13 protein-coding genes and 2 tRNA genes are annotated in these 13,522 nt (G+C 71.7%); 11 read left to right on the top strand and 4 right to left on the bottom strand.

Features of this window, described 5'->3' with window-relative positions; all coding sequences use genetic code 11:
- Nucleotides 1-70: 70 nt before the first annotated feature.
- Nucleotides 71-496 (bottom strand): SSI family serine proteinase inhibitor, encoded by a 426-nt coding sequence (locus ACGFYY_RS13470; protein WP_365273448.1) that lies wholly within the window; start codon nt 494-496, stop codon nt 71-73.
- A 185-nt stretch (nt 497-681) separates the two neighbouring features.
- Here ACGFYY_RS13470 and ACGFYY_RS13465 point away from each other — a divergent pair.
- The 3 genes from ACGFYY_RS13465 (at nt 682) to ACGFYY_RS13455 (ending at nt 1,638) form a co-directional block, all read left to right on the top strand.
- Nucleotides 682-772: transfer RNA gene (locus ACGFYY_RS13465), tRNA-Ser, on the top strand.
- Between the two features lie 219 nt (nt 773-991).
- A tRNA-Arg gene (locus ACGFYY_RS13460) sits at nt 992-1,064 on the top strand.
- A gap of 208 nt (nt 1,065-1,272) precedes the next feature.
- Entirely contained in the window at nt 1,273-1,638 is a 366-nt protein-coding gene (locus ACGFYY_RS13455; protein ID WP_030762749.1) for a PH domain-containing protein, read from the top strand.
- A 12-nt stretch (nt 1,639-1,650) separates the two neighbouring features.
- On the opposite strand, the gene ACGFYY_RS13450 is transcribed toward ACGFYY_RS13455, so the two are convergent.
- Nucleotides 1,651-2,562: an SMP-30/gluconolactonase/LRE family protein gene (locus ACGFYY_RS13450; RefSeq protein ID WP_393709065.1), complete on the bottom strand. Its 912-nt coding sequence runs from the start codon at nt 2,560-2,562 to the stop codon at nt 1,651-1,653.
- Between the two features lie 107 nt (nt 2,563-2,669).
- Here ACGFYY_RS13450 and ACGFYY_RS13445 point away from each other — a divergent pair, with 107 nt between their 5' ends.
- The 8 genes from ACGFYY_RS13445 (at nt 2,670) to ACGFYY_RS13410 (ending at nt 11,379) form a co-directional block, all read left to right on the top strand.
- The gene (locus tag ACGFYY_RS13445) at nt 2,670-3,104 is read left to right on the top strand and encodes an Lrp/AsnC family transcriptional regulator (RefSeq protein ID WP_393709062.1); all 435 of its coding nucleotides are present in this window, start codon (nt 2,670-2,672) and stop codon (nt 3,102-3,104) included.
- A complete protein-coding gene (locus ACGFYY_RS13440; RefSeq protein ID WP_393709060.1) occupies nt 3,101-3,994 on the top strand; it encodes a DUF2797 domain-containing protein in 894 nt (297 codons plus the stop codon). The genes ACGFYY_RS13445 and ACGFYY_RS13440 overlap by 4 nt, the downstream gene beginning before the upstream one ends.
- A gap of 138 nt (nt 3,995-4,132) precedes the next feature.
- Nucleotides 4,133-4,471, top strand: a complete 339-nt coding sequence (locus tag ACGFYY_RS13435) for an antibiotic biosynthesis monooxygenase (protein ID WP_365273458.1) — start codon at nt 4,133-4,135, stop codon at nt 4,469-4,471.
- The gene (locus ACGFYY_RS13430; RefSeq protein WP_393709057.1) at nt 4,449-5,336 is read left to right on the top strand and encodes an amidohydrolase family protein; all 888 of its coding nucleotides are present in this window, start codon (nt 4,449-4,451) and stop codon (nt 5,334-5,336) included. Before ACGFYY_RS13435 ends, ACGFYY_RS13430 begins: the two co-directional genes overlap by 23 nt.
- Nucleotides 5,337-5,491: 155 nt before the next feature.
- Entirely contained in the window at nt 5,492-6,286 is a 795-nt protein-coding gene (locus tag ACGFYY_RS13425; RefSeq protein ID WP_393709055.1) for a response regulator transcription factor, read from the top strand.
- Complete coding sequence (locus tag ACGFYY_RS13420) at nt 6,286-7,833, top strand: sensor histidine kinase (RefSeq protein ID WP_393709052.1); 1,548 nt, start codon at nt 6,286-6,288, stop codon at nt 7,831-7,833. Before ACGFYY_RS13425 ends, ACGFYY_RS13420 begins: the two co-directional genes overlap by 1 nt.
- Before the next feature lie 25 nt (nt 7,834-7,858).
- Nucleotides 7,859-9,133 (top strand): glycosyltransferase, encoded by a 1,275-nt coding sequence (locus ACGFYY_RS13415; RefSeq protein WP_393709050.1) that lies wholly within the window; start codon nt 7,859-7,861, stop codon nt 9,131-9,133.
- Nucleotides 9,130-11,379, top strand: coding sequence for an ArnT family glycosyltransferase (locus ACGFYY_RS13410; protein WP_393709048.1), 2,250 nt, complete (start codon nt 9,130-9,132; stop codon nt 11,377-11,379). Before ACGFYY_RS13415 ends, ACGFYY_RS13410 begins: the two co-directional genes overlap by 4 nt.
- 198 nt (nt 11,380-11,577) lie before the next feature.
- Here the strand turns inward: ACGFYY_RS13410 and ACGFYY_RS13405 are convergent, their stop codons facing one another.
- Both ACGFYY_RS13405 and ACGFYY_RS13400 read right to left on the bottom strand, forming a co-directional pair.
- On the bottom strand, nt 11,578-11,724 hold the full coding sequence (locus ACGFYY_RS13405; RefSeq protein ID WP_393709046.1) for a hypothetical protein: 147 nt from the start codon (nt 11,722-11,724) through the stop codon (nt 11,578-11,580).
- A gap of 110 nt (nt 11,725-11,834) precedes the next feature.
- Nucleotides 11,835-13,445 carry an MDR family MFS transporter gene (locus ACGFYY_RS13400; RefSeq protein WP_393709044.1) on the bottom strand — a complete coding sequence of 537 codons (1,611 nt, stop codon included), beginning with the start codon at nt 13,443-13,445 and terminating at the stop codon, nt 11,835-11,837.
- Between the last annotated feature and the right edge of the window lie 77 nt (nt 13,446-13,522).

Here is a 13,522-nt window from a genome sequence, read left to right as displayed (position 1 = left end):
TAAGGCCACAGGCCCGCGATGGGGTGGCCGATGTGTGGTGGATACCGCCCATCCCGCGCATCCTCCCAGGTCAGGAACGCCCACTCGGAAGCAGAGGTTCCAACTCGTCCCAGCGCCGGATCTCGCATCCGTCGGTCCGCCGGAACGTGGCGTTCACCTTGTGGCCGTTCCAGGTTCCGGTGATCCGGGCGGTGGCGGGGCCCCCGTGCTGCATGGTGCAGATCTGCCGCTTGGAGACGGGGGCGAAGGGGTCCTTCCCCTCCCTGGCGAACTGGTCCAGCCGCGCGCAGGCCCCCTCCGCCTCCGGGTGGTCGCCCCCGACCGGACCGCATTCGAGCCGGTACTCCCGGTCCAGGTGCCGGTTCCCGGTGTCGGCCATGGCGATGGTGAGGCGGTCGGGTGTCGCCAGCAGCCGGCCCAACGGGAGCGGCGGCAGTGGCCCGGCCACCGCGGCGGCCAGGGCGGAGGTGACGGCGAAGGCGGCGAGACGCAGCATGGGGCACTCCAGGTCGTCCGTACGTCGTACGCCTGCCCAACGACGAGGACCCGCCGACGTTGCGTGCCGCGCTGCTTTAAGGCTTTGCCCTCCGCCCGTCCCGCCTAGTACCGTGGGAGCGGATTGGTGAGGGGCCCTGCGCCTGTGTCATCATCTGCACGCACCTTCGTACGCGAGGGTGTGCTGGAGGCGTCGCCTAGTCCGGTCTATGGCGCCGCACTGCTAATGCGGTTTGGGGCTTACACCCCATCGAGGGTTCAAATCCCTCCGCCTCCGCACCTCATCGAAGCCCCGGTCCTGACGGACCGGGGCTTCGATGCGTTCCGGGGCGATCCGGCCCGCTCCACACCTTTGCGCGAAGCCATCCGGATGATCTCCATCCAGCTCGTTTCCGCAGGTCAGAAGCGGTTTGGGTAATGGATTTCGCGTCCCGGCGAGGTCCATGTATTGTTGTTCTCGCAAGGCCAACGGGGCGCAAAACCCCGAGAAGCCCAAGCACTCGTAGCTTAACGGATAGAGCATCTGACTACGGATCAGAAGGTTGCAGGTTCGAATCCTGCCGAGTGCACAGCAGGACAGAGGCTCCAGGAGAAATCCTGGGGCCTCTGTCGTATGTCCTCACGGCCCCGTGTCTCCTCCTTGAAGGGGAGGGATCCCCCGGAGGATGTCAGGGGCGGGATGGCTCTGGCGGGGGACGCGGACGACGGGGCGGCGTCGGTACGGTTTTTGAAGATCGTCCGAGGTTGGACGTCCGAAGCCGGAAACCGGGGGAACTCATGGGACTGTTCGGGAACGCTCACACGGTCGACCCCGTGTCGGCACAGCGCGACTACGCACGGCTGCTGGGGCAGGGGGAGCAGGTGCATGCCGCGTACCTGCTGATCCGGGACACGATCCTCTTCACCGATCGGCGGCTGGTGCTCGTCGACAAGCAGGGGCTCACGGGGAAGAAGGTGGAGTACCACTCCGTCCCGTACCGGAGCATCACGCACTTCTCCGTCGAGACGGCCGGGCACTTCGATCTCGACGCCGAGCTCAAGATATGGATATCCGGCAGCTCGACGCCGATCGAGAAGACCTTCACCAAGGGTGTCGACATCTACGAGGTGCAGGCGATCCTGACCCAGTTCGTCGCCCGGTAGGCGGCCGGGCCCTCAGAGGACCCGGGGCAGCCCGGTCACCGACATCACCAGGGAGTAGAGGGAGGTGGTGGCGGTGATGAAGAGGCGGTTGTTCTTGGCGCCGCCGAAGGCGATGTTCGAGACCGGCTCAGGGACGCGCAGGCGGCCGATCAAGGTGCCGTCCGCGGCGTAGCACCGGACACCGTCCTCCATCGCGGCCGCCCACAGCCGGCCCTCGTCGTCGAAGCGGATGTTGTCGACGCCGGGGCAGGTGGTGAAGACGCGGTCGTCGGTGAGGGTGCCCGCGTCGGTGACCTTGAAGGCGCGGATGTGGCCGGCGCGGGTGTCCGCGGCGTACAGCTCGCTCTCGTCGGAGGAGAAGACCAGGCCGTTGGGGCCGAGGAAGCCGTCGGCGACCATCCGGACCTCTCCCGTCGAGGGGTCGGCCCGGTAGAGGTTGCAGGCGCCGATCTCGCCGACGGCGCGGTGGCCCTCGTAGTCGTTGGTGATGCCGAAGTCCGGGTCGGAGAACCAGATGGAGCCGTCCGAGCGGACGACCGCGTCGTTCGGGCTGTTGAGGCGCTTGCCGTCGAAGCGGTCGGCGATGACGGTGAGGGTGCCGTCCGGTTCGGTGCGGGTGACGCGCCGGTTGCCCTGCTCACAGGTGATCAGACGGCCTTCGCGGTCGAGGGTGTTGCCGTTGGAGTGGCCGGCCGGGGAGCGGAAGACGGAGACCGCGCCGGTCGCCTCGTCCCAGCGGAGCATCCGGTCGTTGGGGATGTCGCTCCACACCAGCTGCCTCCAGGCGGGCAGGTAGAGCGGGCCCTCCGCCCAGCGGCAGTCGTCGTAGAGGCGATCCAGCCGGGCGTCACCGTTGGCGCAGCGGCCGGTCCGGAAGCGTTCATCCAGAATCTCGTACAAGGTGAGGTCGGCTATGGCAGACATGATTCCCCCTGGAAGAGTCCTACCGAATTTTGTTCGGCCTGATGGTGAGATTGCAGGATCAGGTACCGTCTTCGCAAGGGTCGACAGGCCCATGAGAGGAAGATTGCGTGGACGACATCGACCGTGCGCTCGTCCTGCGCCTGCAGCAGGACGCCGGCCAGTCGTACGCCGCTCTCGGCACGGCCGTCGGGCTCTCGGCGGGGGCCACCCACGAGCGGGTACGGAAACTGCGCGAGCGCGGGGTGATCCGGCGGACCACCGTGGAAGTCGACCCGGCGGCCGTCGGCAGCGGCGTCCTGGCCTACGTGATGGTCGACTCCAACGCCTGGATGGGCGAGTCCGGTGCCGACTTCGCCGCGATCCCCGAGATCCAGGAGGCGCACATCATCGCGGGCAGTGCCTCGGTACTGGTCAAGGTGCGTACGGCCTCGACCGAGCAGTTGCAGGACGTCCTGCGCCGCCTCTACGCCATCGACGGCGTCAGCGGTACGCACGCCACCGTCGTCCTGGACACCTTCTTCGAGCGGCCGCTCCCGCTGTGACGTGGCGGTGCACCGGGATCCGGTGGAAGGACGGCCGCCCCGCCATCGGGTGGTACGGGGAGGGGCGCGGCGAGCGGGTGAGCGAGCTCGCGTACGGGCAGCGGATCGCCTTCGCCGCAGGCGGGGAGCGGCACTGCCTCGGCGTGTGGCGGGCCGGGAAGCGCACTCCCTGCCCCACCGCGGACACCGTTCCGGGCCGCGCCGGGAACGCCCAGTGCCCCGAGTGCGCCCGCCTCGACCGGTCGTTCTCCGTGGCGGCCGACACCAACGTCGCCGATCCGCGCACCTATCGGGTCTACCTGGCATGGTTCGGGCCCGGCATGGTCAAGGTCGGGATCACCGCCGAGGAGCGTGGTTCGGCCCGGCTGCTGGAGCAGGGGGCCGTGGCATGGACCTGGCTCGGGCGTGGTCCGCTGATGGCCACCCGGCGCACCGAGGAGTTGCTGCGGGCGGCGCTCGGGGTGCCCGACCGGATCGCGTACGCCCGTAAGCGCGGCGTGCGGGCCCACCTGCCGGCGGCGCCCGATCGGGCCCGGGAGGTCGCCGAGCTGCACGCCCGGGCGGCGGCGCTCGCCGGATGGCCGGAGTCGCTGGAGCGTCTGGAGTGCGAAGTGGCCGACCACGCCGGGGCGTTCGGGCTGGACGCCCTGGCGGGCCTGTCGGGGCCGGGACGGGTGCTCACCGAGATGGTGTCCGGCGGGTCCGTCGTGGGACGGCTGGTGGGAGCGGCCGGTCCCGATCTGCACCTCGCGGACGGACTCGTGGTGGACACCCGGCTGCTGGCCGGCTGGGAGCTCGTCCCTTCCGGGGACGAGGCCGCGACCTCGGTCCCGACGGCGCAGATCCCGTCCGTCTCCGGGGCGTCCGCCGAGCAGGGCGGACTGTTCTGACCGCGTAGGCAGGTGGCGCGGAGTGCGGCGCGAGCACGAATCGGCTCGTGGCGGCCATGGTCAAAACTTGGATCCCTTTGTCCTTCCGGGGCCGATTCCGGTGGACAGGCCAGGGGCGCTCCGCCGAGGGTGTTCGACATGACCATCCAGCCGGTACAGGCCTTCGAACCCCCTTATGTCATGGCCGTTTTCAGCAACACCCGCACCGCCGACGACAGCGGATACCCCGAGACCCTCGCGCGGATGAAGGAGATCGTCCGGACGAACCCGGGCTACCTCGGCTACGAGAGCGCGCGGACGCCGGGAGGCCTCGGCATCACCGTCGCCTACTTCCGCGACCACGAGTCCCTCACCCTGTGGCGCACGGACATGGAGCACCAGGCGGCCATGAACCAGGGCCGCTCCGACTGGTACGAGAGCTACACCCTGCACGTCGGAACGGTCGAGCGGAGCCATGGCTTTGTCCGCAACGGCTGAGGCGGCCCGCGCCTTCCGGGAGCGGCTCGGGCTGCCGGGACTGGTGGACGTGCACACCCACTTCATGCCCGAGCGGGTCCTCGACAAGGTGTGGGACTACTTCGACGCGGTCGGCCCGCTGACCGGCGTCGAGTGGCCCATCACCTACCGGCACGAGGAGGAGCGGCGGGTGGCGCTCCTGCGGGAGTTCGGGGTCCGGGCCTTCACCGCCATGCTCTACCCGCACAAACCGGCGATGGCCGCCTGGCTCAACGCGTGGTCCGCCGACTTTGCCGCCCGCACCCCCGACTGCCTGCACACCGCGACGTTCTTCCCGGAGGAGGGCGTGAGCGCGTACGTCCGCCAAGCCGTCGAGGCCGGGGCGCGGATCTTCAAGTCGCACCTCCAGGTCGGCGGCTACGACCCGAACGACGACCGGCTCGACCCTGTCTGGGGGCTGCTCGCCGAGGCCGGCCTGCCGATCGTGATCCATTGCGCCTCCGGCCCCGTCCCGGGCAAGCACACCGGCCCCGAGCCGATCGCCCGGCTGCTGGCCCGCCACCCGAGGCTGCCTCTGGTCATCGCCCACATGGGCATGCCCGAGTACGCCGATTTCCTCGACCTCGCCGACCGGTACGCCGAGGTGCGCCTGGACACCACCATGGCCTTCACCGACTTCTCCGAGCGGATGTGCGGCTTCCCGCCCGGAGATCTGGGACGTCTGGCGGACCTCGGTGACCGGATCCTCCTCGGCACCGACTTCCCGAACATCCCCTACCCCTACGAGCACCAGCTCGTCGCGCTCGAACGGCTCGGCCTCGGCGACGACTGGCTGCGGGCGGTCTGCCACGACAACGGTGCCCGGTTGTTCCGCCTCGACGGCTGAGGGCTGAGGGCTGAGGGCTGACGGCCGGCTCCGGACGCCGGGCTCCGGTGTCCGGACCCGGTGTCCTGTCCTGCCTCCCTCCCCGGGTTCCTTTCTCAGGAAATTCACAGGAAGGCACAAGAACGCTCTCAGAGGCGCCGGACAGCCTCTTCGGTATGACTGCGACGACCACCTCCCATGCGTCCACGTCCACCCACCACCCCACGGCCCTGGTGCGCCCCGACGGTGGGCCCTGCCGGGTACTCGTCGTCGACGACGAGGCCTCGCTCTCCGAGCTGCTCTCCATGGCCCTGCGCTACGAGGGCTGCGAGGTCCGTAGTGCCGCCGACGGGGCGGGCGCGGTGCGGGCGGCGCGGGAGTTCCGGCCCGACGTGGTCGTCCTCGACATCATGCTTCCCGACATGGACGGCCTGGCCGTCCTCGGGCGGCTGCGCCGGGAGATCCCCCAGGTCCCCGTGCTGTTCCTGACCGCCAAGGACTCGCTGGAGGACCGGATCGCGGGCCTCACGGCGGGCGGCGACGACTACGTCACCAAGCCCTTCAGCCTGGAGGAGGTCGTGGCCCGGCTGCGTGGCCTCGTCCGGCGCTCCGGGGCGGCGCAGGCCGCCCGCGGCGGTTCGGTGCTGGCCGTCGGCGATCTGCGGCTGGACGAGGACAGCCACGAGGTGGTGCGGGGCAACCGGGAGATCCACCTGACCGCCACCGAGTTCGAGCTGCTGCGCTACCTGATGCGCAACCCGCGTCGCGTGCTGAGCAAGGCGCAGATCCTGGACCGGGTGTGGTCCTACGACTTCGGCGGCCAGGCCAATGTGGTCGAGCTCTACATCTCCTACCTGCGCAGGAAGCTGGAAAGCGGCCTCGGTATGCCGGCGATGATCCACACCCGGCGGGGCGCCGGATACCTGATCAAGCCGGCCGAGCCGGCCGAGCCGGCCAAGACGGTCGGCTAGTGGCCCTGCGCACGAAACGGCGGCCGCGCGGACGCCGGCCCTGGTCGCTGCGCACCCGGCTCGTCGTCTCGGCGGTCGCCCTGATCGCCGTGGTGGGCGCGGCCATCGGGACGGTCACCACCGTCGCCCTGCGCTCGTACCTGGTCACCGAGCTCGACGACCAGCTGAGGACCGCGGTGAGGATGGCCGTCCGGGCACCCGGCGGGAAACCGGCCCGGGAGAACAGCGCCGACTTCGTCATGGCGCCGGGCAGCCCGCTGGACGCCGCAGGGATCCGTTTCGATCCCGCCGGGACCGTGCTCAGGACCGCCCGTAACGCCCGCGGCGACGGATGGTCGGCCGAACAGGCGCCGCCGCTCACCGAGGCCCAGGGCAAGGCCCTCGCCGAGGCCGCCCAGGCCGCCCGCACGGCCGCGCGGGGCGAGCCCGGCCCGGTGGACACGGAGCTTCCGGGCCTCGGTAGCTATCGGGTGCGGATCGCTCCCGACGGGAGCCTCGCCCTCGCCTTCCCGCTGGGCGACGTCGACTCCACCGTGCGCACCCTGGTCGGGGTGGAGCTGTGCGTCACCCTGGCCGGGCTGATCGCGGCCTCCCTCGCCGGGCAGGCCCTGGTCGGAGTCGCCCTGCGCCCGCTGCGCCGGGTGGCGGCCACCGCCACGCGGGTCTCCGAACTCCCCCTGCACAAGGGCGAGCCCGCCCTGCACGAGCGGGTCCCGGACGCCGAGGCCGACCCCCGCACCGAAGTGGGCCAGGTCGGCGCGGCCCTCAACCGGATGCTGGGCCACGTCTCCTCCGCCCTCACCGCCCGCCAGCAGAGCGAGATGCGGGTCCGGCAGTTCGTCGCCGACGCCAGCCACGAGCTGCGCACCCCGCTGGCCTCCATCCGCGGTTACGCCGAACTGACCCGCCGGGGGCGCGAGGAGCCCGGCCCCGACACCCGGCACGCCCTCGGCCGGATCGAGTCCGAGGCCACCCGGATGACCGGCCTGGTCGAGGACCTCCTGCTGCTGGCCCGGCTCGACGCCGGTCGCCCGCTCTCCACCGGCGACGTCGACACCGACCTGGCTCCGCTCGTCGTCGACGCCGTCAGCGACGCCCGGGCCGCGGGCCCCGAGCACCACTGGCGTCTGAGCCTGCCCGAGGAGCCGGCCCCGGTCCGGGCCGACCCGGCGCGAATCCATCAGGTGCTGGTGAACCTGCTGGCCAACGCCCGTACGCACACCCCTCCGGGCACGACCGTCACCGCGCGTGTTTCACGTGAAACATCCGCCGTCCGGCTGCGGATCGAGGACGACGGGCCCGGGATCGCCCCCGAGCTGCTCCCCCGGGTCTTCGAGCGCTTCGCCCGCGGTGACGCGTCCCGCTCCCGCGTGGCCGGCTCCACCGGACTCGGCCTGGCCATCGTCCAGGCCGTGGTCACGGCGCACGGCGGGCGGGTAGAGGTACGGAGCGAGCCCGGACGGACCTGCTTCGAGGTCCTGCTGCCCCACGCGCGGCCGGACCGGCCGGACTCACAGGCAGGGCACAGGCTCGGCACACAGCGGTGACAGGGCGCCCCGCGAGTGTCGGACCATGCGAACCGACACCTCTCCCGGGGCCCTTCCGGCAAGGGCGCCCCTCGCGCTCGTGCCCGGCGAGCCCGTCCTCGACGTGGTGATCCCCGTCTTCAACGAGGAGAAGGACCTCGGCCCGTGCGTCCGCAGACTGCACGAGCACCTCACCCGGACCTTCCCCTACCCCTTCCGGATCACGGTCGCCGACAACGCGAGCACCGACCGCACCCCCGAGGTCGCGCGCGGGCTCGCCGCCGCACTGGACGGCGTACGCAGCACCCGCCTGGAGGAGAAGGGCCGGGGCAGGGCCCTGCGCGAGGTGTGGTCCGGTTCCGACGCCCCCGTCCTCGCCTATATGGACGTGGACCTCTCCACCGACCTCAACGCCCTGCTTCCGCTGGTCGCACCGCTGATCTCCGGCCACTCCGACCTCGCCATCGGCACCCGCCTGGCCCGGTCCTCACGGGTGGTGCGCGGCGCGAAGCGGGAGTTCATCTCGCGCGCCTACAACCTCCTCCTGCGGTCCTCCCTCGCCGCCCGGTTCAGCGACGCGCAGTGCGGCTTCAAGGCGATCCGGCGCGAGGTCGCCGAGCGGCTGCTGCCGCTGGTGGAGGACACGGGTTGGTTCTTCGACACCGAACTGCTCGTGCTCGCCGAACGCGCCGGGCTGCGGATCCACGAGGTTCCGGTCGACTGGGTCGACGACCCCGACTCCACCGTCCACATCGTCCGGACCGCCACCGAGGACCTCAAGGGCGTCTGGCGCGTGGGCCGGGCACTGGCGGTCGGCGCGCTGCCACTGGACCGACTCGCCCGCCCCTTCGGCGACGATCCGCGCGACCGCGCGGCACTGCCCGGAGTGGAGGGCGGACTCGCGCGCCAACTGCTCGGCTTCTGCGCCGTCGGCGCGCTGTCCACCGTGCTCTACCTGCTCCTCTACTCCGCCTTCCGCGCCGGGACCGGTCCGCAGTTCGCCAACGGCGCCGCGCTGCTGCTCTCCGCGGTCGCCAATACCGCCGCCAACCGCCGGCTCACCTTCGGGGTGCGCGGCCGGGACCGGGCCGTACGCCACCAGGCCCAGGGCCTCGTGGTGTTCGGCATCGGGCTGGCCCTCACCAGCGGCTCCCTCGCCGCCCTCGGGGCGGCCACCGCGGATCCCGCGCACAGCACCGAACTGGCCGTGCTGATCACCGCCAACCTCGCGGCCACCGTGCTGCGCTTCCTGCTCTTCCGCGCCTGGGTCTTCCCCGAGCGGCGCGACACTCCCGTGAACGTGAAGGACGACATCCGATGACCACGGCAGCACCCTCGCTCTTCCCGGTCCCCGAGGCCCGTGCCGGCACCGGCAGCCACGCGGTCGACCGTCCCCGCTGGGAACTTCCCTCCCTGGCCGGACTGCTGATCGTCACCGCCGCCCTGCTCCTGTGGGACCTCGGCTCCTCCGGCTACGCCAACTCCTTCTACTCGGCCGCCGTGCAGGCGGGCAGCGAGAGCTGGAAGGCCTTCTTCTTCGGCTCCTCCGACGCCGGGAACTCCATCACCGTCGACAAGCCCCCGGCGTCCTTGTGGCCGATGATGCTGTCCGTCCGGCTCTTCGGGCTCGGCGCGTGGCAGATCCTCGTACCTCAGGCCCTGATGGGCGTGGCGACCACCGGTGTCCTGTACGCGGCCGTACGCCGCCAGTTCGGTCCCGGGGCCGGTCTGCTGAGCGGCGCCGCCTTCGCGCTGACGCCGGTCGCCGCGCTGATGTTCCGCTTCAACAACCCTGACGCGCTGCTGACCCTGCTGCTGACCGTCACCGTGTACTGCGTACTGCGCGCCCTGGACGGGGCCCGCACCAAGTGGCTGGTCTGGGCCGGGGTGGCGGTCGGCTTCGCCTTCCTCACCAAGACCCTGCAGGCCTTCGTCATCCTGCCGCCGCTGGCCCTGCTGTACGCCGTCTGCGCGCCCACCCCGCTGCGCAAGCGGCTCGGCCAGCTGCTGCTGGCGGGGATCGCGATGGTGGTCGCCGGCGGCTGGTGGGTCGCGATCGTCGAACTGTGGCCGGCCTCTTCCCGCCCGTACATCGGCGGCTCGCAGAACAACTCCTTCCTGGAACTGACCCTCGGCTACAACGGCCTGGGCAGGATCAACGGCAATGAGACCGGCAGCGTGGGCGGTGGCGGCCGGGGCGGCGCCGGCGGAGGCGATGGCGGAGGCTGGGGAGAGACCGGCATAGACCGGCTCTTCGCGGGCAACATCGGCGGGCAGATCGCCTGGCTGCTGCCGGCGGCCCTGGTGCTGCTGGTGGCCGGCCTGGTGATCACCTGGCGGGCCCGCCGGGCCACCGACTCGCTGGAGGGCATGGCCCGGGCGGCCTTCCTGGCCTGGGGCGGCTCGATGCTGATCACGGCGGTCGTCTTCAGCTACATGCAGGGCATCTTCCACGAGTACTACACCGTGGCCCTGGCGCCCTTCGTGGCCGCGCTGATCGGCATGGGCACCGCTGTGCTGTGGGAGGAGCGGGGCGGCAAGGCCGCCGCGATCACCCTGTCAGGCACGCTCGCCCTGACGGCGGTCTGGTCGTTCGTGCTGCTCGGCCGAGCCACGGGCTATCTGCCGTGGCTGCGCTGGGCGGTGCTGGTGGGCGGGCTGCTCGCCGCGGCGGCGTTGCCGTTCGCCGCGCGGGCCGGGCGCCGGGTGCTCCAGGCCACGGCGGCGCTGGGCGTGGCGGCGGCGCTGGCCGGGCCGTTCGCCTACTGCCTGACCACGGTGAGCACCGCGCACACCGGCTCCATCGTGACGGCCGGACCGGCGGTGGCGGGCGGCCGGGGCGGACCCGGCGGGATGATGGGCGGCCCCGGCGGCCCCGGCGGCCCCGGCGGCCCCGGGGAGATGCTCCAGGGCGGCTCGGGCGGGCAGCAGAACGGTGGCCGGCCGGGCGCGGGTCAGCAGGGCGGCTTCCCGCCGCAGGGCGCGCCGACGCAGGGCCAGGGCGGCCAGGGAGGCCGGGGTGCGCAGGCCGGGCAGGGCGGGATGCCGCAGGGCCAGGGCGGAATGCCGCAGGGCTTCGCCGGCCAGGGCGGACGCGGTGGCGAGCGGTTCGGCGGTGGCCAGGGCGGTCCGGGCGGCCTGCTGAACGGCGCCCGGGTGAGTGCCGAGGCCAAGACGGCCCTCACCACCGACGCCGACACGTACACGTGGGCGGCGGCCGCCATCGGCTCCCAGAACGCGGCGAGCTACCAACTGGCCTCCGGCGTGCCCGTCATGCCGATCGGCGGCTTCAACGGAAGCGATCCCTCGCCGACCCTGGAGCAGTTCCAGGAGTACGTACGGGACGGGAAAATCCACTGGTTCATCGGCCAGGGCACGAGCACCGACGAGGCCGGTGCCGCCGAGGGCGGCTTGGGCGGCATGGGCGGTGGCGGCGGCCAGGGCGGCGGGCGCGGTGGCCCGGGCGGCGGAACGAGCTCGGACATCGAGACCTGGATCAAGGCCAACTTCAAGGCGACCACGGTCGGCGGAGCCACCTTCTACGACCTGACGGCCCCGACGAGCTGACCCGGTCTCACGGAAGCGGGCGCCGCGCCTGATCGGGCCGGACCGGTGGACTCCCACCGGTCCGGCCCGATCGCGAGCGGTGGGACATTCCTGGGCCGTCTCTTCCGGATCTTGCCTGGGCGAACCGCAACCGCCACCCGAGCCGTCGGACAGCGGCGGCGCGGCTTGGCCGGGGCGGCTGAAGGCGCCGGCCCGCGGCTACCGGCGGGCCACCCGTGGCCGGCCCCGCTCACCGCCGCGTACCCGAACATCGGCCAGCAGGCGCGGGCCTTCGACGCCGCCCTCCAGCGGCTGCTGGACGCCGCACGCACCGGCGCCCACCTGGCCGTCTCGCAGTTCCTGCACGTCTGCGGGGGGACGGTTCGGTGGGCACCGGAGGGCGAGTTCTGCGTCGCGCTCGACATCCTGATCGCGGGCATCGAGGCCAGGGCCCAGGCTCCGGCCCAGGCTCAGGCTCAGGCCTTGGCGGCCGTCTCGGCGGGGGCCGGCTCGTTCGACGCCGCCGGGGCGTGGGCCGCCGGCTTCGACTTCAGGGCGACCTCCTTGATGAACACCACCAGGACCAGTCCGAGCAGCGCGAACGGGGCGGCGTAGAGGAAGACGTCGCCGACGCCGTGCCCGTACGCGGACTCGATGACCTCGCGGAACGGCGCGGGCAGCTTGTCGAGGTCGGGGATCCCGCCCCCGGCGGTGCCGCCGTGACCGAGGGCCGCGGCCTTCGGGCCGAGGGCGGCGAGGCCGTCCTGGACGTACTGCGTGACCCGGTGGGCCATGACCGCGCCCAGTGCGGAGACGCCCATGGCGCCGCCGAGGGAGCGGAAGAAGGTGACGACCGAGCTGGCCGCGCCCAGGTCCTCGGGGGCCACCTGGTTCTGTGTGGCGAGGACCAGGTTCTGCATCATCATGCCGAGACCGAGGCCGGTCAGCGCCATGTAGATCGCGATGTGCCAGTACGGGGTGTCGTGGCGCAGGGTGCCCAGCATCCCCAGGCCGGCCGTCAGCAGGACGCCGCCGGAGACGAGCCAGGCCTTCCACCTACCGGTCTTGGTGATCACCTGACCGGAAACCGTGGAGGAGACGAAGAGGCCGGCGATCATCGGAATCGTGAGGATTCCGGACATCGTCGGGGACTCACCGCGGGCCAACTGGAAGAACTGGCTGAAAAACACGGTCCCCGAGAACATCGCGATGCCCACGAACAGGGAGGCGGCCGAAGCCAGGCTGATGGTCTTGTTGCGGAACAGCCGCAGCGGGATGATCGGGTCGCTCGCGCGGGACTCGACGAGGACGAACAGCAGGCCGAGCAGCACCGCGCCGCCCGTCATCGCCCAGGTCTGCCAGGAGATCCACTCGTAGGAGTCGCCGGCCTGCGTGACCCAGATCAGCAGCAGCGAGACGGCGCCGCTGATCAGGAAGGCGCCCAGCCAGTCGACCTTGACGTCGCGGCGTACGACCGGGAGGTGCAGGGTCCGCTGGAGCACGATCAGCGCGATGATCGCGAACGGCACGCCGACGTAGAAGCACCAGCGCCAGCCCAGCCACTCGGTGTCGGTGATGACACCGCCCAGCAGCGGGCCGCCGACGGTGGCGACGGCGAAGACCGCGCCCAGATAGCCGCTGTACCGGCCGCGCTCGCGCGGGGAGATCATCGCGGCCATCACGATCTGCGCCAGGGCGGAGAGGCCGCCGACGCCGATGCCCTGGACCACACGGCAGGCGATCAGCGTGCCCGTGTTCTGGGACAGGCCCGCGACCACGGAGCCGAGGACGTAGATCACGAGGGATATCTGGACGAGCAGCTTCTTACTGAAGAGGTCGGACAGCTTGCCCCACAGCGGCGTGGCGGCCGTCATCGACAGCAGGGCGGCGGTGACCACCCAGGTGTACGAGGACTGGGTGCCGCCGAGGTCGCTGATGATCTGGGGGAGGGCGTTGGAGACGATCGTGGACGACAGGATCGCCACGAACATGCCGAGCATCAGCCCGGACAGCGCCTTCATGATCTGCGGGTGGGTCATCGTCACGGGAGGGGCCGCGGACATGGCCCCGGACGTGGCCGCGGACATGGCCCCGGACGTGGCCGCGGATGCGGATGCGGATGTGGGTGTGCGTGTGGACGTGGGCGGGTGGTCGGTCGTCGTCT

The organism is Streptomyces sp. NPDC048331, assembly GCF_043201215.1.
Classification (GTDB): domain Bacteria; phylum Actinomycetota; class Actinomycetes; order Streptomycetales; family Streptomycetaceae; genus Streptomyces.
This window is presented reverse-complemented; position numbering and strand designations above follow the sequence as displayed.